Genomic DNA, 20,441 nt, shown 5'->3' with positions numbered 1-20,441 from the left:
TGCTAATAGAACCTTATGTTCTAATTAAATTTAAAACCGTAAATTTGCTTTTTACCATACAATGAAAAGCAATTTACTTTCCGGCATATACAATCCAACTGATTTACGCTTATTAACCGAAGCGCAACTTCCTCAAATTGCGCAAGAATTGCGTCAGTTTATTATTGATGTTGTTTCTGTAAAAGAAGGACATTTGGGCGCTAGTCTTGGTGTTATTGAATTGACAATTGCTTTACACTATGTTTTTAATACACCTGAAGATTTATTGGTTTGGGATGTTGGACATCAGGCTTACGGACACAAAATTTTGACCGAAAGAAGGGAAATCTTTCATACCAACAGGCAAATCGACGGAATTTCAGGTTTCCCTAAAAGAAGCGAAAGTATTTACGATACTTTTGGCGTTGGGCATTCTTCTACTTCTATTTCTGCCGCACTCGGAATGGCGATTGCATCTCAATTAAAAGGCGATTTAGACAAACAGCATATTGCAGTAATTGGCGATGCTTCGATTGCTTCAGGAATGGCTTTTGAAGGTTTAAATCATGCCGGTGTTACAGATGCCAATTTACTGGTGATTCTAAATGATAATGCTATTGGAATTGACCCTAGCGTTGGTGCTCTAAAAAAATACCTAACTGCTGTAAAAGAAGGAAAGAACCCGAAGAAGAACAACATGATCAAGTCTCTTAACTTCGATTATTCGGGGCCAATTGACGGTCATGACATTTCAGCTTTAATTAAAGAATTAACCCGATTAAAAAATATAAAAGGACCAAAATTCCTTCATATTGTTACCACGAAAGGTAAAGGCCTGCAACAAGCCGAAGAAAATCAGGTAAAATATCATGCACCAGGAAAATTCGATGCTTCGACTGGAGAAATTATTTTAAAATCTGAAGAAAATTTACCTCCAAAATATCAGGATGTTTTTGGATTGACGGTTTTAGACTTAGCGCGAAAGAATGATAAAATTATCGGAATTACACCTGCAATGCCATCTGGTAGTTCTTTAAAGTTCATGATGGATGAAATTCCGGAACGCGCTTTTGATGTGGGAATTGCCGAACAACATGCGGTAACACTTGCTGCGGGAATGACGACTCAGAGTATGATTGTGTATTGCACTATTTATTCTACTTTTTTACAACGGGCTTATGATCAGGTTATTCATGATGTAGCTTTACAAAATTTACCTGTTATTCTTTGTTTAGACAGAGCTGGTTTGGTTGGCGAAGATGGCGCAACACATCATGGTGTTTTTGATATTGCTTATTTGCGCCCAATTCCTAATATGATTATCTATGCTCCCATCAACGAAATTGCGTTGCAAAACATTTTATATACAGCTCAATTGGGATTAAATCATCCTATCGCGATTCGATATCCAAGAGGTCGTGGTGTCTTACCTAATTGGGAAGTAGAAAATTTCGGACATTATGAAAAAATTATTATAGGACAGGCTAGTCAATTAAAATCGGGAACAAAAACTGCTGTTTTATCTACCGGAACTATTGGAAATAATGTTATTTTAGCACTTAAAGAATGTAATAATTCTGAGACAATTGCACATTATGACTTTCCATTCATTAAACCATTAGACATCAAATCTTTAAATAGCATTTTCACTGATTTCGAAAGGATTATAACTATAGAAGAAGGGACTGTAAACGGAGGTTTTGGAACGGCCATTTTAGAGTTTGCCGCATTATATAATTTTAAAAATAAGATAGAAATTTTAGGTGTTCCTGATGTGTTTATTGAGCATGGAACTGCTAATCAATTACAACAATTATGCAAAATAGACGTTAAAAGTTTGGTAAATCTTTTCGAAAACGAGACAAAATAATTATTTTGCACTATTAAAAAACTAAATTCATAATGAAATTATTGCGTTCTACCCTTTTGCTTTTATTGCTTTTGTGTACCTCACATAACTTTGCTCAAATCATTCAAACGACTTTAGCGCCTAATCAACTGCCTCCACCACCATCTAATTGGACTAAGAAAAATCAGTTGGGATTTGACATTTCTGAAATTGCTTTTGTGAACTGGAGCGCAGGGGGAACAAGTTCGATCTCAGGTTTGTTTAAAGGGGAATTTGGAAGAACTTATATAAAGGGAAATCATAAATGGGCGAACGAATTGATTATAAAATATGGTTTAAATAAACAAGACGGTACTGAACTTAGAAAAACGGATGATGCTGTTATGCTGAATTCTACTTACGGATTCAGAAAAGATACAATTTCGAATTGGTACTATTCTGCTAAATTTAATTTCAACACGCAATTTACAAATGGATATAATTACCCAAACAGGGATATAGCCATTTCGAAACCTTTTGCACCGGCTTATGTATTTTTAGGAGCTGGAGCTGAAAACTCAAATAAAAAGAAAAACAGAACTTTTTATTTCTCTCCAATTACGTTAAAAACAACTTTAGTATTAGATCAGGATTTAGCGAACCAGGGATCTTTTGGTGTTAAAAAAGCGATTTATGCGCCGGATCCGATGGACCCTAACAGCCAGATTATAGTTGAAAACGGACAGAAAGTAAAAGCCGAGTTTGGTATTTTATTAACTGGATATATGAAAAATGAAATCTACAAAAACATATTCTATGAAAACAGATTAAGCTTATACACCGATTATCTGAACAAATTTGGGAATGTCGATATCGATTATGATACTCGCTTAGATCTTGTTGTAAATGCGTATGTAAAAGCGAATATCGGGATTCATTTAGTTTATGATGATGATATCAAAACCAAAAAAGATGTTGTTGATCCTGCCACGGGATCTACTTCTCAGGTAAATGACGGACCAAGAGCTCAGTTAAGACAGGTTTTAGGCGTTGGTCTTGTATACGCTTTTCAATAAAAACAGTATAGCTATTAAGCAAAAAAAACACCCGATAGAAACAAGTATTTCTATCGGGTGTTTTTTTATATCCAAGAGGAAATTTTTTGTTTAATTCTTCTTTCTTCCGTTAATGGTTTCGAATAATTCCAGCGCGTTTCCGTCTGTTAAAAGCGAAACATAATGGCAAATATGCAATAAGCGCTCGTATAAATTCTCTTTCTCTAATTGATGCTTTTCCGGCAACATTTTCAGAATCAATTTATCGTAGTTAGAAGCAGTTCCTTCGTATTTATTATTAAAAGCGGTTATAAATTTATCCAATAAAGTCTGAATGATTTGATAACCTACAATTTCTTTTTCTATAACCTCACGGCTTTGGTAAATTTTATCAATGCTTAAATTGATGATGTCATTCATCTGCGCTTTGTATTTACTTTTATCTGTTAGAGCAAAAGGAAATTTTCCGGCCAGAATCGCTTCTTCATTCTCTATAAACACATTTACAGCATCGTTGATCAAAGTTCCTATTGCAAGCGCACGCAAATAACTGATTCTGTCTTCTTTTGTTGTTAAAGTCTTGTATTTCGCAACTCCAATATTGTCTTTTACCAGTTTTATCAGGTATTCTAAAGCGTAATCTTCAGATACTAATCCTAAATTTATTCCGTCTTCAAAGTCGATAATAGTATAGCAAATATCATCTGCCGCTTCTACCAAATAAGCCAAAGGATGTCTTTCAAAACCAACATCATCTCCTGATTTATTGGCAATCATACCCATATCTTTTGCTACTTCTTCAAAAAAGGTTTTATCTGTCTGGAAGAAACCGTATTTTTTATCGGCGATATCATTTGTTGGCTTTTTAGGCAAACTTTCTTTTGGATATTTCATAAAAGCACCTAAAGTAGCGTATGAAATTCTAAGTCCCCCTTCGATTCCCGGGCGACTTGCCGTAAGAACTGAAAAACCGTTTGCATTTCCTTCAAAATCAATTAAATCCTGCCATTGTTTGGCTGTTAACTGATCTTTGTATTGCAACCCGTTTCCTATCGAGAAATACTCTCCAATTGCTTTTTCGCCAGAATGACCAAAAGGCGGATTCCCAATATCGTGTGCCAAAGAAGCCGCAGCTACAATAGCACCAAAATCATTCATATGATAACCGTGAATTTCTTTTAAATGGGGATATTTTTCTATGATTTTTTTTCCAACTAAACGTCCCAGAGAACGTCCCACAACCGAAACCTCTAAACTATGTGTTAGTCTGGTGTGCACAAAATCTGTTTTTGAAAGCGGAATAACCTGAGTTTTATCCTGAAGTGATCGAAATGCAGCCGAAAAAATAATTCTATCATAATCTACCTCAAAACCCAGTCGGGTATCATCTTGTTCTACACGTAATCTCTTGCTTGTATCGCCTTGGCGTTTGAGTGATAAAAGTTGTTCCCAGTTCATTGTTGTATTTTAGATTTCAGATTGTAGATTGTAGATTTCTCATCTAAGCGTCAAAAATACATTTTATTTTAGGATTTCATCCAAACAAAATAGACTATCCCTGCATAATTAAAAGATAGTCCTTTGTGCTGTAAGATTATTATTTTAAAAGACAATACTTTATTTAAGGATTACATTTTTGAAATATTTACTAAAAACAGCAAATGCTTCGGCTTTACTTTCTGCTGTTGGCGGTACAGTATCTTTTAGAGCATAGGGCATATTAAGCAATTCCCATTTTTGAGATCCAAGTTGGTGAAAAGGAATAATCTCTACGCGTTCAACCGTTTTATAATTGGTAAAATGTTGCCCCCATTCTTCAAGATATTCGGGTTGGTCTGTCCAGCCGGGAACTAAAACATAGCGTAACCACATTGGTTTTCCAGTAGATTCTCTATATGCCGCAACCTCTAGTGTGTTTTTATTGGTTAAACCGGTTAATTCATGATGTATTTTATCATTAATATGTTTTACATCTAATAATAAAAGATCGGTATTATCAAAAAGTTCTTGTGCCTGATGATTGTTTAGTCTTCCGTTGGTGTCTAAACACGTATTTATGCCTTCTTCATGTAAACGTTTAAAAAAGTGAAGTAATTTATTTCTTTGAAGTAAAGGCTCTCCTCCTGAAACTGTAACTCCCCCCGTTTTACCAAAATAACTTTTTTGACGAACGGCCCTTTTCACTAATTCTTCTATTTCTACTAATGAACCTCCTTTAACATCGAGTGTATCAGGGTTCTGACAATACAAACACCTGAACTGACATCCCTGCGCAAACACCACCATCCTGATACCGGGGCCATCATGGGTACCAAAGGTTTCCAGAGAATGTATTCGTAAATGATCAGGATCATCAATGTTTAGCTTGGCAGCTTCAATATCTTGTAGTTGGAAATACATAGTTTCTTAAATAATAGTTGAATATAATAAAATAAAAAATAGGCTGGCTAATTTCTAGCCAACCTATCTCTAATTTCACGCTTGGCCGATTTACATTGCTTCGTGAAAAGTACGCGCTATAACTTCTAATTGATGCGCTCTTGATAATCTCACAAAATTAACAGCATAACCCGAAACTCTTATGGTCAATTGTGGATGATTTTCAGGATGATTATAGGCATCTTGAAGGGTTTCGCGATTTAATACGTTTACATTTAAGTGATGTGCCATTTGTGCAAAATAACCATCCATAACATTCACTAAATTGGTTACTTGCTCTTCTCTGGTATCTCCCAATGATTTCGGAATCATAGAGAATGTATTAGAAATACCATCCTGAGCATCGTTATAATCTAGTTTTGCAACAGAATTTAATGAAGCAATTGCTCCGCTAGAATCACGTCCGTGCATTGGGTTAGCACCCGGGGCAAAAGACTCACCATCTTTACGTCCGTCAGGAGTCGCTCCGGTATTCGTTCCGTACATTACATTCGATGTAATCGTTAATAATGAAAGTGTTGGTGTTGCATTTTTATATGCAGTATGTTTTCTAAGTTCTTTGATAAAGAAAGCGGTAATTTCCTGAGCAATAGAATCTACTCTGTCGTCATCATTACCAAACTTAGGATAATCACCTTCGATATTAAAATCTACTGTAATTCCGTTTTCATTTCTTACTGGTCTTACTTTAGCATATTTTATTGCTGATAATGAATCTGCAATAATAGAAATTCCTGCTGCACCGTACGCAATATCAATATGCGGATCAGAATCAATCACCGCCATTTGTGCTCTTTCGTAGTAATACTTATCATGCATATAATGAATAACATACATAGACTTAGCATATACTCTGGCAACTTCTTTCAGTGTACGTTTGAAAACATTGCTTACTACATTATAATCTAATACTTCGTCATGAATAAACGGAATATCTTTCATAATTAATGCTCCACCGCGTTCTTCTCTACCTCCGTTTAAAGCAATTAATAATGCTTTAGGCAAATTGGCACGTGCTCCAAAGTGCTGAATAGATTTACCAATTTCCTGATGAGATACACAACAAGCAATTCCGTAATCATCAGAACCTCTGTTTGGTCGCATTAAATCATCATTTTCGTATTGAATAGATGATGTATCAATTGAAACTTGTGCACAGAAATCCTTAAATCCTTGCGGAAGATCTTCTGACCATAAAACCGTTAAATTAGGCTCTGGAGATGCTCCCAAGTTATATAATGTCTGTAGGAATCTAAATGATGTTTTGGTTACTTTCGTTCTTCCGTCATTAAACATACCTCCAATACATTCCGTTACCCATGTTGGGTCTCCACCAAATATTTCATCATAAGCACCTGGTCTTAAATGACGCACCATTCGTAACTTCATTACAAACTGGTCTACTAATTCCTGTGCTTCAAATTCAGTAATTAATCCTTCTTCAAGATCTCTTTGTATGTAGATATCAAGAAATGAAGAGACATTTCCTAATGACATTGCAGCTCCATCCTGCTCCTTAACCGCAGCCAGATAAGCAAAATAAACCCATTGCACTGCTTCTTTTGCATTTTGTGCAGGAAGAGAAATATCAAAACCATAATCTGCTGCCATTACAAGCATATCTTGCAGGGCACTAATTTGAGCCGAAATTTCTTCACGCAAACGAACTTTATGTTCTGTCATTTCACCACCCACTTTGGCATGATCCTCTTTTTTAAAGGCAATAAGCTGATTCACTCCATACAAAGCCATACGACGGAAATCACCTATGATACGTCCGCGGGCATAATTATCAGGCAAACCCGTTAATATATGTTTAGAACGATAATCTCTTATTTCTTTATCATACGCATCAAAAACTTTTTCGTTATGATTTTTAGCATAGTTGAAAATATCGATTACACGATCAGAAACTTTTAATCCTCTCTCTTTTACCGCAGATTCTACCAGCTTAATTCCTCCAAAGGGCTTCATTGCTCTTTTTAAAAGCTGATCTGTTTGTAAACCAACCACAACTTCATCTTCCTTTTTAATATATCCTGGCTTAAATCCGTTTATAGTTGAAATCGTTTCTACATCTATTGCCAAACACCCGTTACTTGCTCGTTCTTTTAATAAAGCTTCCTTACAGATATTCCACAAATTGGTAGTTTTTAATGATGGTCCGGATAGAAAAGAAGAATCTCCTTCATAGGGAGTAATGTTTTTTAACACAAAATCCTGAACGTTCACTGATGCTCCCCATTTTCCGGGTGTAAATACCTTTTTTTCGACATTTGCTTTCATAACTCAAATAATTTAATTGCGTTTATTATATGATCAAATTTCGGTACTTTTTAGGCCGAAAACTATGATAATAATCATTTATAAGGCTTATTTTTATAAAAATCGTAATTATTTTCGATAAATAAGCCTTGGTTTTACCAGCAAACACATTATTGCAGTAAAACTTAAAATTCCTGCAAACAAATAAAAGATTGCAGTATAATTTTTGGTTAGTGAAATTAACCACGGTCCCACAAAAGCTGCAGCAGACCAGGCAATTAATATAAAACCAAAAGGAGAACTCATTTTATAAGGTCCGTAAACATCTTTAACAAAAGCAGGCATTGCTGCAAAAGCACCTCCGTAACAACTTATAATAATAAAAACCAAAAGCTGGAATACAATTGGGGTATTGCTCTGGCTTAATACCAGAAAACAACAGGCACCAATCGCAAAAAACAGAAAAAAAGTAGACCATCGGCCAATTTTATCTGATATACTAGACCAAAACAATCTGCCAAATCCGTTGAAAAAACCAATGAATCCAACAAAATTAATCGCTTGTCGATCATCAATATGAATTATTTCTTTTGCCATTGGTGCAGCAATAGAAATTAATGCAATACCACAAGTTGTATTTAAAAACAACATGAACCAAAGACTGTAGAAACGAACATCAGTTAGTAATTCCTTTAAAGGAATAGGAGAATTATTTTTGAGATCATCTTCTGCCGAAGTAACAGAAGAAGGAAGAGAAAGGCATAAAGAAGCTACAACCATTATTAGAAAATAAGCAACTCCCAACAAATAAAAACTCTGGGAAACCCCTAATGATTGTGTTAATGGTAAAATAATACGTGAGGCTAATATCGAGCCTACGGCAAACGACATGATAACCAATCCTCCTGCAAAACCGGGCTTTTCAGGAAACCATTTTACAACGACCGAAATAGGTGTGATATAGCCAAACCCCAATCCGATACCGCTTATTACGCCATAAAATAAATAAAACAACGGCAATGATTTTTCTGCAATAGCCCATCCGCTGCCCATTAATCCTATACCAAAAAATAATGCAGCGAGTAATCCGGCCTTTTTAGGTCCGATTTTGCGAACAAACTTTTGCATAAAAGCAGCTGTAAGTCCTAAAAAACAAATAGCCAAACTAAAAGATAGTTTCAATTGATGCGCATCCCAGTCATTTAGAGAATGAATAGGATTAATCCAAACACTGTAAGCGTAAATAGACCCAATTGATAATTGCAATAACATTCCTGCCGATACAATTACCCACTTATTTGCTTTTATCATAAGACGAAACATTTAAAATGCGTCTTACAAATGTAAAAGTCGAAATTTACAGAAAACGTGATTTTTATCGTGTTTGGGCCAAAAACACCGAATAAATTTACGAAATCGTTGTATAAAAAACAGCCCTAAAATTCTAATGCTGTGCTGTGTTTGATCGCGTTTAGTTTTTTTTGAAGCAGAAAAAATCAGTTTTCAAAACACCTTCTGTCCCGCTATTCACTATATCTTTTCCTGGCTAAAGGAGCCAGAAAAAGGATACCGCTTCTATCGGGGCTAAATGAGGCGTTTTTATTTTCAAAATAACAAACCATAAAAAAAACACCCCAATTGGAGTGTTTTTATAAAATTAAGGATTAGAAGTTTTTAGAAATTCCAATAGTAACTGTTTTACCAAAATTGAAATAGAATCTGCAAACATCGGTATCAGTAGAATCAAAATTTAATGTTTCATAGCCTAAACCGCCAATACTAAAGTTTAAACCAAAACCTTTTTTCATATTGATAAAAAGAGCCGGAGTTATTCCTGCATAGAAACCGTCTGCTTTACTATCTAAAGTTACTGATCCATTTTCCAGGTTTTTACTTTTTTGATTCTGAAAACCGGCTCCTAAATCAGCAAATACAGAAAAAGTCTCACTCAACGGAACTGAATATCGTACAAAGGCACCATATGAAAAAGTATTACTTTTATTTTCTAATCCACCCCCATTTTGTTTTGAAGATGACACGGTAAATTCACCTCCAATAGTCCAGTTATCATGAAACTGATAACCCACTCTTGGAGAAAATCCAAATTCGTTTGTTTGTGTTTTCACTAATGGATGATCATAAGTTATAGAATTGTACTCAATGTTTCCACCAACTAAAATTGTTCCCTTTTGGGCATTTGCAAAGCTTACTGTAGCTAATGCAAGAATAAGTAGCATTTTTTTCATGTGTAAATAAGTGTTAAATTTTAGATAGACATAACAACAAAAATACCAGTATCCAATCGCAACACATTTATTAACAATTTGTTAAAATCATCACATTAAATAAAGAAAACTAAAACAGTGGCTTAACTCTGCTTGAACAAAACAAATATTTAAACATAAAAAAAAGCATCCGCCGCGACGGATGCTTTTTGAAATCGAAATATATCATAGATTTAAAAATTCTTCGAAATCCCTACAGAAAATGCTTGTCCTAAATTGAAATTAAAAGATTTAATTCTATTTCCATTAACTCCGTCATATTTTAAAGTAGAATACCCTAATCCCCCAATATTAAAATTCAGACCAAAACCTTTACTCACATTGATGAAAATTGCAGGAGTAATAGCAGCATAAACTCCATATCCTTCTGTATTAGGAACCCCTATGTTGTTTGTTGTTTTAGTATTTTGATATCCAACTCCAAAATCTGCATAAGCAGAAAAAGTTTCATTTAACGGCTTAGAATAACGTATGAACCCGCCTACTCCAAAACTTGTATTTTTAGACTCAGTGTGATTACTAAGCTCTTGCTTAAGAGTGCTTACCCGACCTTCAATACCACCTGTCCAATTTTCGTGAAACTGATATCCCACTTTTGGCGAAAAAGAAAAAGAATGTTGATTGGTATCTGAAATAGAATTTGAATCCTTTTGAGAATTGTAACCAACACTTCCCATAACTAAAATTGATCCTTTTTGAGCATTTGCAAAGCTAAACATAGCCAATGCAGCGATAACTAGAATTTTTTTCATAAATGTGATATTTAAATTTTAATACTGTTTTAACAACAACAATGCCATTACAAAAAACAAATCACACGACAAATATCTATAAATCCGCATTTTAACGTTTTAGCAAACAATAACAAAACACAACAAAAACGCTACAAAACAAAAAAAGCATCAGCTATAGCTGATGCTTTTTCGAAATTGAAATATATTTCTAAAAATTAGAAATTTTTTGAAACTCCAATGTTAAATGTTTGTCCAAAGTTGAAGTAGAAACGGCTATTATCTCCTCCGTTATTCTCAACATTCATTGTTTCGTAACCTAAACCACCAATACTGAAGTTAAGACCAAAACCTTTTTTCATGTTAATGAAAAGTGCCGGAGTAATACCTACGTACATACCATCTGCTTTAGTTTTTGAGTAACTATTATCAGCACCATAAACTTTTGTTTTTTCATTTTGAAAACCTGCACCCATATCTGCAAAAACAGAAAAAGTTTGACTCAATGGCACTGAGTAACGAACAAATGCTCCAAGTTTAAAACCATTCTCTTTTATTTCTCTAACTGCGTTCTCATCATTAGATGAAGACACTGTAAACTCACCCCCAACAGTCCAGTTGTCATTGAATTGGTAACCAACTTTAGGAGAAAAAGTAAATGTATTTGTTTTTGTTTCACCAAATCTAAATTCAGTTTTATCAGAAACATATCCGATGTTTCCACCAACTAAGATTGTTCCTTTTTGTGCATTTGCAAAGCTAAACATAGCTAAAGCCAGAATAAGTAAAATTTTTTTCATTATAAATTATTTTTTTAATTACTACTGCTTTAGCAATAACGATGCCGTAGCTGTTGACCTTTAAGTTTTTTTTATGATTTCTTTAAAAGACAAAATCGTAGCAATCGATCGTATTTCTGTTTACTTTTGTAGCAAATAAAAAGTCATGTCGATAGAAGTAAACAACATATCAAAAAGTTACGGAACTCAAAAAGCGTTAAACTCAATTTCGTTCTCGATTCAAAAAGGAGAAATCGTTGGATTTCTTGGTCCAAACGGAGCAGGAAAATCTACTTTAATGAAAATTTTGACTACCTATTTACTTGCCGATGATGGCTCAGCCCTTGTAAATAGCCATGATGTCATGACGAACGCAAAGGCAGTGCAACGTTCTATTGGTTACTTACCAGAACATAATCCGCTATATTTGGATTTGTATGTTCGTGAGTATCTAGCTTTTAATGCCGATGTATATCAGGTTCCAAAATCAAGAATTGAAGAAGTGATTCAACTGACAGGACTGACACCGGAAAGCCATAAAAAAATAGGACAATTGTCTAAAGGATACCGCCAGCGTGTGGGACTTGCGAATGCTTTGCTGCACAATCCTGATGTTTTGATTCTTGACGAACCAACTACTGGTTTGGACCCTAATCAGTTAATGGAAATTCGTAACGTAATTAAAAATGTGGGGAAAGATAAAACGGTTTTTTTATCTACTCATATTATGCAGGAAGTCGAAGCCATTTGCGACCGTGTTATTATTATTGACAAAGGCCAAATTGTTGCCGATAAAAAATTAGATCATTTAGTATCTGAAAATAAAGAACAAGTTATTGAAGTTGAATTTGATTACCAGATCGAAGAACAACTTTTAGCACGACTTGAAAACATTACGTCATATCGAAATATTCACGATATGACCTGGGAACTTACTTTTGTTGCCGAAAAAGATATGCGTCCTGCTATTTTTGATTTCGCTAACGAAAATGGTTTAAAAACATTACAACTTAATCAAAAAAATAAAAACCTTGAAGCGGTTTTTAGGGAAATTACGAAATAAAGAGCATCGCAGTTTTCAGTCTCAGTCTCAGTTTACATACAAAAGCCAATTCTTTATTCGTGAAGAATTGGCTTTTTTAATACAATCTATCCAAATATTATAAACCTGAAATCATTATATTCTTTAAGATTTTACCTTATAATAGTCTTATTATTTTACAATTTTCTATTTTTCTCGAAATCACGAAGCATTAATTATCAATTCATTATACAATCCCATATCAAATTTTAACTATTTTTATTTAGACTTGTTATAAATAGTGTTATATTTGAACACTGAAACTTCAAATGCCACTATAATGTTTTCTGCAATCAATTCTACAAAAGTCCCTTTTTCTAAGCTCTTTCACTATTTTTCAAATCTTCGAAAAACTCTTTCTGATAAAGTAGAACAAATCATTTTAAATTAGAAAATAGCGATTTAAAAGAGATTTAGTTCTTATTTCTGCTTTACAAATTCAACGTACCATTACATTAAAACCCCTATTACAAAATCAAATCCAGATATCATGAAGAATTTTATAACATCTATTATGCTTGCATTTTCAGTCTACGGATACTCGCAGACCGAAAAAGAAACCGACAGTATTGTCGAAACTTCGATCAATGCATTAGATGAAATTGTAATTACAAAAAAGAAAGTTCTATATACTCAAAAATCAGATCGATTAGTTTTTAATGTTGAAAACAGCATTGTTTCTGAAGGCGGGACCGCATTAGATGTTTTATCGCGTGCTCCGGGCGTTGTGGTGTCTCAGGATGGAGAATTATCGATTCGCGGACAACAAGGTGTTGGTGTAATGATAAATGGCAAATTAACGCAGCTTTCGCAAAAGGAATTGGCGAATTATTTAAAATCGACTACCTCATCAAATATCAAACAAATAGAAGTTATTACAAATCCTTCTTCTAAATATGATGCCACCGGAAAAGCCGGAATCATTAATATTATTTTAAAGAAACCAAATGCCGGCGGACTTAAAGGAACCGTTTTTACAAACTACGGAAGAGGCCGAAAAAACAGAACCAATTCTGGCGCCAACTTAAGTTACAACAAAGACAAATTTGGCGTTTACGGAAACTACAGCTACACTTTTAGAGGAGAAGAAGAACGCAAGGAGTTTGACCAAAATCAATATACTGATGCAACCCGCCAGACGATTTCGACAAAAAATCATCAAACCTCAACTACTGATGAACCGCTAACTTCTAACAACTTTAAAGTAGGAACAACTTATGAAGTTTCTCCTAAAACAAATTTAGAAGTATATGTTGATGCTAAATTGGGGCGATATGAAAATATTGCCAATGGTAGAAATACGCTGCTTAATGCAATGGATCAGGTACAGTTTGATGCCTCAACTTATAATGACAGTAAAGAGAAATGGAATGATTATACCTATGCTTTTTCAGGGGTTCATAAATTTAATACCGAAGGAAAAAATATGTCATTCGATTTTGAATATGAAACTTCAAAATTCAGATCGAATCAGTTTCAGAGCGCAAAGAATATCGATCCTTTAAGCACAACTAGCATTAATGATAGAAGAGGTTTTATTCCTTCGCAATTGAAAGTTTTTACCGGAAAAATTGATTTTACCAATCCGCTTAAGGAAAAACAATCGATCGAATGGGGATTTAAAGCCAGTGTAAAAAATAACGATAATCCATCAGTTTACGAATACAACGACAATAATCAATGGATTGTAGATCTTAATTCGACCAATCATTTCGAATATAAAGAACAAATTTATGCGGCTTACGCCAATTATAAATATCAGATGGAAAAATTGAATATTCAGGGTGGTTTGCGTACTGAATATACTGCAATCAATATTTTGCAAAAAACGTTGAATGAAGAGCACAAAGACGATTATTTAAAATGGTTTCCGAGTGTTTCTATGAAATATGAACTGAGCACGAACCATTCGATACATGCTTCTTACAGTAAAAGAATCAACAGACCGAGCCAGTTTGATTTGAATCCGTTTCGTTTTTATGATGATTCATTCAATTACTCTCAGGGAAATCCGAATCTGGTTCCTGAAATCACGCATTCGACAGAAATTGGTTATTCCTGGAAAAGTGCTTTTATGGCTTCGCTATACTTTAGCAAAACCAAAGATGTTTTTACAGAAGTTTATGTTTATAATCCAGATAATTACACGACTGTTACGTCGCAAATTAATGTTGACAAGTCTTATAATTATGGAGCCAATATTACCAATACAGCCGAAATTTATAAATGGTGGTCTGTAAATACACTATTCAATATTTTCGAAAATAAATTTATGGGCAATGTAGTGAATACAGACAAAATCGATCCTATTGTAACTTTAAATTTAAGTGTACAAAACTCATTTACTATTACAGAAAGCTGGAAAGCAGAAGCCAACGCACAATATCAGTCAAAATCGAATCTTGGTATTTATGAGAGAGATGCTTTCTTTGATTTCAGTATCGGAATTTCGAAACAAGTATTGGCCAAAAAAGGAAATATCAAATTGAATGTTACTGATATTTTCAATACCAATAATTTTCACATCAATTCAGTTATTGCGCAAACGAGTATAAATAAAAGGTATGACCTTGATAACCGTATTGCTACGATAGCCTTTACATACAGAATTTAATATTTTGGATTTTTAGTTTCCCCCTTGTTTTTGTTTTTTTTTGATGGAAAAGAGCCTGTTGTAGTTATCAGGCTCTTTCTGTTTTAATACACCTACCGCAAATGGTATTGATAATGGGCCGCGGATGACACGGATTTAAGCGGATTTAGGCTGGTTTTTATTTTACTGATATAAACAATAATGTCAGACTGAGCGAAGTCTAAGTTCCGCGAAGTGATTCAGCATATGAGACTTCGACTTCGCTCAGTCTGACAAACAATATCATTATTGAAGAACTAATTGAAATGTATACTCTCCTTCGTTTTAAAACAAGAAAAAAGTCTCCTGAAGAATGTTACTTCTCGCAAAAGACTTTTAAACACTAACCAACAAAAAAATTAAATAAAATTAAAGCAGATTATGCTTTGGTTTTTTGTTTTTTCTTTCTTCCCCACCAAATATAAAATCCGGTAACCGGTAAACTGGCGCATATTAAACTGCCTAGAAAATAAACAATCTTAGTAGGTATACCGCCTATTGCGCCAATATGAAGGCTGTAATTAGATCGCATCAGCCATTTCGCAAAACGTTCATCACCAATATACTGATGCGAGTTTGGAAGTAATTCTAATGTCTGGGAATCAAAGTATAAATCTCTCCATACTCCTTTATTCATATCTGTACAGGCATAAAAATCATCTTTGGGTTCATCCGGAAAATGAATGATAACAGCTTCTTTATTTTCTTTAGCAATTTCTGTTCTTACTTTCTTCCAGATAAAATCGGCTCCAGCCAGCTTATCTAATTGCTGTTGCGATAAAGTATCTTTTTTTTCTGCAACAACTTGTTCTTTCTTATCATCTGCCCATCCTCCTGCTACCCAATACGTAGTTTCCCTTAACCAATGAAAACTCATTAACAGTCCTGTAAACGCAATAAGCACAGCCAAAATGAGTGTATAAAACCCCAGAACATTATGCAAATCATAATTCAGACGTTTGAATTTGGCATCCCATTTTATTTTAAAACTACTGTTTCGGGTCGTTTTATTCCATTTTTTCGGAAACCACATTATCAATCCGCTAACTAACAAAAAGAAGAATACAACTGTTGCCCAGGCCGTTATTTGAGAACCTATTTCCCGCTCTAACCAAAGATTACGATGCCCTTCATCCATAAAATGAAAGAAATCTTCATGATGCACCATTCCGGTAATTTTACCGTTATACGGATTTACATAAATCAACGAATCTGATTCGATATCGACTTTAATTGACTTATCTAAACCATTATACCAAACGCCATGAATTTCTTTATTAGGCAAGGCCTTATGAACTGCAGCGTAAATTTTTGAAGGCGGTAACAATTTTTCAGGACCTTGCGCTTCTACACTTAAATATGGTGATGTTAATTCTTTTATTTCCTGTTCAAAAACCAGAATACAACCGGTAATTCCCATAATAAAAACGATTATTCCTGAAGCTAAACCAAGCCATAAATGCAACCAGGAATTGATTTTACTAAAACGGGATTTTTTACTTTTTTGATTTTTTGATTTTGATAACGAAGAAAACATAATTAAAAGGTATAAAAGATAAAAAACCACAAGCCACCAAAATGGCCTGCGGTTCAAAAAAATAATTTAGTCTTTTTTGGGTTAGATTATTTTAAATTATCTAAACGTAAAATATAATCATAACCACCAACAATTTCTACACCTGAAGTTACAGCACCTGTTGTAGTATTCACTTCCCAAATATAATCTTTAGTAGTCTCGGCATTAACCTGAATAAATACTTTACCATCAGATGTAATTACGTTTTGTAACTGGCTTCCTTTATCTGCAGGTAAATCTAATTTTTTAATTACCGTGCCGGTAGCAACATTTATCAAGGCAAATTTTGTATTAAATAATGTAGAAGGATTTGCAGCTACAATTTTTGAATCTAAGTATTTAACAATTGCCTTACCATTACCAACATACCATAAACCACTGGCAGTTTCTCCACCTAAAGCAGTACCAAGATCAAAATTATAAGTAGTATCTAATGCACTTGCACCCTTTTTGATTCTAAATACTTTTGTTGGGCTGGTAGTAGGAGTCATCCAATCAGCGAAAAACATCATATAAACGTCACCAGATTCATCAGTACAAGAAGTTGGCATCCACATGTTAGATCCTCCTTTTCCATCAGCATCTGAGCTTTTAATAATCTTTTCAACAGCAAAACTTGGATAGTTTACTACTGCAATATTCATCCCTGACTCAGCAAGTGCTGGCCAAACAGCCATATTAGAGAATGCTATATATATTTTTCCGTTTGAATATTCAATATTTCCCTGACTATAAGATGTATATCCAGTTGGAATCGCTGGCAATGCCAATTCTCCATTTTTAATTTCAAGTGTTGTAGCGTTTACAACAGTATATAATACCTTGTTTCCATCACCATTCGTACCAAACAATAATAGCGTATTGTCATCAACCCACGCATAATTAGTTATGGATTTTTGATATGTAAAAGGAACTTCTTTTACAACAGCTAATTGATTGTTTTTAAATTCGAATTTAGTCATTTTACCAAAATTAGAACTTGTACTTGGATAGTAATAGAATCCGTTTTTGGCAATAATTCCGTAATCTGCCTTGCTTGTAACTTCGGCACCATTACCTACCAAGCTTACAGTACCTTTAGTTAAATCATCAACTCCTACAATGTATTGAGTTGTATTTGGCCAGCTCCCTAATTGTAACCATAGAGCGTAATCAGCTTTTCCATCACCAGAATTATCATTATTTCCAGAATCATCATTACTAGAGCAGGAAATAGTAATACCCATTATCAGTGTACTAAGAAATAGAAAATAAAAAGAGGGTTTAATAAATCGTTTCATGTTTAAAATGTTTTTTTTATATAATTATTAAAAAAATAGAATTTCGTTTAAGTCTATTTTAGGAAGTAGTGAAATTTAATTGAAAAGGATCGCCCTTGCTTTTGTAGCCTAAAATTATCATAAGCCAAATCATTTGTCAAATTGTTACACTCTAAAGAAATATTATACATTCCAGAGTGCATAGAATAAGAAACGGATGCATTTTGTATGTATTGATCGGGAATTATACTTTTCCCTTCTTTTGCGCCATAGTTTTCCCAAGTGAGATAATACCAGTGAGTGTATTGCATGTCCCAATTAAACTGTAGATTATTTCCTTCTTTGAGGAAGTTTGCCTTTCTATATCCTAAATTGGCATTACCAAACATCCAGGGTCTATTAGGCAAATTATCTTTGTATGTAGCTGATATTGTTCCTGAATTTGATCCATTAGGATATTTTGTATTATCAAGCGTACTTTGATAAGTAAAATTTATCCCGGCGTTTATTTTATTCTGATAATTGTATTTAATATCAGCCTCAAGTCCTTTGATCAGAACATTTGAGGTATTTTCGAATCTGCTTATTTGACTATTTGATTGATAAACAACTGCAGAAATAAAACCTTTTGCATTTCTTAAATATCCTCCTGTTTCAACAAAAAAATGGTGATTTTCCGCTTCATTTTTCCAATAAGCTCCCAAATTATAATTGTTACTATTCTCTGGCTTAAGGGCAGGATTTGCTACAACCGAGTATCCATTACCAAATACTTCATCTACTCTTTGTAGGCGATATGCTTTTTCATACGATGCTTTTACACCTATAGATGGGGTTATTTTATAACGTGATGCAATTCCATATCCGGTGTAACCATTGTTATCTTTAATAGTTTGGCCCGCTCCCGTTCCAGAATCAGTAATAGCAAAAGGTTGCTCTAACAACATACCGTAATATTTTCCGAAAAACGTATTGGTTAGTTTTTCTTCAAAGAAATTCTGTTGATAGGATAGCCCTATAATATTTTTTGTAAGTTTCCCTGGATTATGATCTTTATCGGTAAGTAATTCGTCATAAGTTTTGTTGTCTACCTTATCCAAAGTATAGTTGAGACTTAACGAATTATTATCGTTTATTTTGTAGCTAAGATTCGATCCGATAAAATATTTTGGACGTTGAATATTCCATTTAGTTGCAGGCCCTCCCATTTCAGAAGAAGTAGTAGGCACAAAACTTCCGTCCCAATAATATTTTCTAAACGCAGTATCTGTAATAGTATATTGATCGTCTGAATAGGAAGAAAAAAAGCTTAAATCAAGGTCTTTCGTGAATAAATTCTTTTTTAGATATCGTAGTGAAAATGAATAAGCATCTCCACCTCTACGTACTTGACCGTATACTACGTCTTGGTTTGTACCTGTCTGTATTCCTTTTTCTGTTGCCGAATAACTTCCTCCAACAAAAAACACATCAGCCCATGATTTATCAACGAAACCTACTTCAGCCTGCCCCATAGCAGCCTTATATTGATCATTGAATCTTTTAAAATCACCAGTAACAAAACGAGAATTATCTTTATCAATAACTTCTATTACTTGTACATCTCTCATTTTATAATCATTATCAGAATAATTTAAAAAACCGGAAGTTTTAAAAGTCAGTCCTGATTTTTTATTACGAACCTGCCCTGTCAATGAGGCACTATGTGTATTGAAAGATCCGAAACTATAAGACATATCAAAATAATCTGATATTTGCTGATTCGTAATTATATTTACAGCGCCACCAAGAGCATCAGAACCTAAGTTTACTGGCACTACACCTTTATATACTTCAATTCTTTCAGATAAATTAACGGGTATATTATTTAAAGACATTGAACTTCCCATTATATCCAAAGGCACTCCATCAATAAAAAACTTTACAGCACTACCAGACAGACCATTGATAGAAAAATCAAAATCAGATCCCATACCTCCTTGCTCCCTAACTTTTACTCCGGTAGTTTTATTTAATACCTGGCTCAAATTGGATGTAATATTGGCCATAGCTCTAGTGTCAACCGCATTAACCTGAAAAGCAGATTCTTTTATTTTAGTTACTTTCGATATTCCTTTAACCTGAACTTCGTTTAAAGTAGCCATATCCTCTTCGATACTAATGCTTGGCAACGTTTGGTCTGATTGCAGATTAATCTTTGTTTGTTTAGATTTAAATCCTACAGAACTAACAGATAACACATAATTCCCTGGTTCTGCTGCTATTTCATATTCTCCTTTTTCATTCGTTAAAGTAGAATAAGCTGTTCCTTTTAGTGCTACAGAAACACCTTCAGCAGGTTTACCAGTATTTTCTAAAATGATTCCGTTTAAAATTACTTTTTTGCTTTGTGAGAAACCCTGAATTGAAATTAAGAGAATCAAGGTTAAAGAAAATATCTTGCTTATTTGCATTACTTAAAGTTGAAATTAATTTGGCACAAAATTAACATCAAAAAATAGTACTTGCAAATTATTTTTAATTATTCTAAAT

At 34.0% G+C, this 20,441-nt stretch carries 14 protein-coding genes; 4 read left to right on the top strand and 10 right to left on the bottom strand.

The window, feature by feature from the left end; all coding sequences use genetic code 11:
* Positions 1–61 precede the first annotated feature (61 nt).
* Positions 62–1,849 carry a 1-deoxy-D-xylulose-5-phosphate synthase gene (locus FLACOL7796_RS05115; RefSeq protein ID WP_173969757.1) on the top strand — a complete coding sequence of 596 codons (1,788 nt, stop codon included), beginning with the start codon at positions 62–64 and terminating at the stop codon, positions 1,847–1,849.
* Positions 1,850–1,881: 32 nt separating this feature from the next.
* The gene (locus FLACOL7796_RS05110; RefSeq protein WP_173969756.1) at positions 1,882–2,883 is read left to right on the top strand and encodes a DUF3078 domain-containing protein; all 1,002 of its coding nucleotides are present in this window, start codon (positions 1,882–1,884) and stop codon (positions 2,881–2,883) included.
* Positions 2,884–2,973: 90 nt separating this feature from the next.
* Here FLACOL7796_RS05110 and FLACOL7796_RS05105 read toward each other — a convergent pair whose 3' ends face one another.
* The 7 genes from FLACOL7796_RS05105 to FLACOL7796_RS05075 form a co-directional block, all read right to left on the bottom strand.
* The gene (locus FLACOL7796_RS05105; RefSeq protein WP_173969755.1) at positions 2,974–4,320 is read right to left on the bottom strand and encodes a deoxyguanosinetriphosphate triphosphohydrolase; all 1,347 of its coding nucleotides are present in this window, start codon (positions 4,318–4,320) and stop codon (positions 2,974–2,976) included.
* Positions 4,321–4,479: 159 nt separating this feature from the next.
* Positions 4,480–5,262 (bottom strand): pyruvate formate-lyase-activating protein, encoded by a 783-nt coding sequence (gene pflA / locus FLACOL7796_RS05100; RefSeq protein ID WP_173969754.1) that lies wholly within the window; start codon positions 5,260–5,262, stop codon positions 4,480–4,482.
* Between the two features lie 90 nt (positions 5,263–5,352).
* Positions 5,353–7,587: a formate C-acetyltransferase gene (gene pflB, locus FLACOL7796_RS05095; protein ID WP_173969753.1), complete on the bottom strand. Its 2,235-nt coding sequence runs from the start codon at positions 7,585–7,587 to the stop codon at positions 5,353–5,355.
* Between the two features lie 108 nt (positions 7,588–7,695).
* Positions 7,696–8,877, bottom strand: a complete 1,182-nt coding sequence (locus FLACOL7796_RS05090; RefSeq protein ID WP_173969752.1) for an L-lactate MFS transporter — start codon at positions 8,875–8,877, stop codon at positions 7,696–7,698.
* Positions 8,878–9,230: 353 nt separating this feature from the next.
* Complete coding sequence (locus FLACOL7796_RS05085) at positions 9,231–9,812, bottom strand: outer membrane beta-barrel protein (RefSeq protein WP_173969751.1); 582 nt, start codon at positions 9,810–9,812, stop codon at positions 9,231–9,233.
* A gap of 212 nt (positions 9,813–10,024) precedes the next feature.
* Entirely contained in the window at positions 10,025–10,603 is a 579-nt protein-coding gene (locus tag FLACOL7796_RS05080) for an outer membrane beta-barrel protein (RefSeq protein WP_173969750.1), read from the bottom strand.
* A 197-nt stretch (positions 10,604–10,800) separates the two neighbouring features.
* Complete coding sequence (locus tag FLACOL7796_RS05075) at positions 10,801–11,382, bottom strand: outer membrane beta-barrel protein (RefSeq protein WP_173969749.1); 582 nt, start codon at positions 11,380–11,382, stop codon at positions 10,801–10,803.
* A 145-nt stretch (positions 11,383–11,527) separates the two neighbouring features.
* Between FLACOL7796_RS05075 and gldA the strand changes: the two genes are divergently transcribed.
* Both gldA and FLACOL7796_RS05065 read left to right on the top strand, forming a co-directional pair.
* Positions 11,528–12,424, top strand: a complete 897-nt coding sequence (gene gldA, locus FLACOL7796_RS05070; protein ID WP_173969748.1) for a gliding motility-associated ABC transporter ATP-binding subunit GldA — start codon at positions 11,528–11,530, stop codon at positions 12,422–12,424.
* Between the two features lie 508 nt (positions 12,425–12,932).
* The gene (locus tag FLACOL7796_RS05065) at positions 12,933–15,056 is read left to right on the top strand and encodes an outer membrane beta-barrel family protein (protein ID WP_173969747.1); all 2,124 of its coding nucleotides are present in this window, start codon (positions 12,933–12,935) and stop codon (positions 15,054–15,056) included.
* Positions 15,057–15,453: 397 nt separating this feature from the next.
* On the opposite strand, the gene FLACOL7796_RS05060 is transcribed toward FLACOL7796_RS05065, so the two are convergent.
* The 3 genes from FLACOL7796_RS05060 to FLACOL7796_RS05050 all read right to left on the bottom strand — a co-directional run bounded on the left by FLACOL7796_RS05060 (position 15,454) and on the right by FLACOL7796_RS05050 (position 20,362).
* Positions 15,454–16,611, bottom strand: coding sequence for a PepSY-associated TM helix domain-containing protein (locus tag FLACOL7796_RS05060; protein ID WP_173969746.1), 1,158 nt, complete (start codon positions 16,609–16,611; stop codon positions 15,454–15,456).
* Between the two features lie 86 nt (positions 16,612–16,697).
* Complete coding sequence (locus tag FLACOL7796_RS05055) at positions 16,698–17,930, bottom strand: DUF4374 domain-containing protein (protein WP_173969745.1); 1,233 nt, start codon at positions 17,928–17,930, stop codon at positions 16,698–16,700.
* A 53-nt stretch (positions 17,931–17,983) separates the two neighbouring features.
* Positions 17,984–20,362 (bottom strand): TonB-dependent receptor, encoded by a 2,379-nt coding sequence (locus FLACOL7796_RS05050; RefSeq protein WP_173969744.1) that lies wholly within the window; start codon positions 20,360–20,362, stop codon positions 17,984–17,986.
* Positions 20,363–20,441 lie beyond the last annotated feature (79 nt).

It is taken from the genome of Flavobacterium bizetiae (assembly GCF_902804475.1).
GTDB classification, from domain to species: Bacteria; Bacteroidota; Bacteroidia; order Flavobacteriales; family Flavobacteriaceae; genus Flavobacterium; species Flavobacterium bizetiae.
Note: the sequence above shows the minus strand (reverse complement) of the source record. Positions and strands in the feature narration are given on the sequence as shown.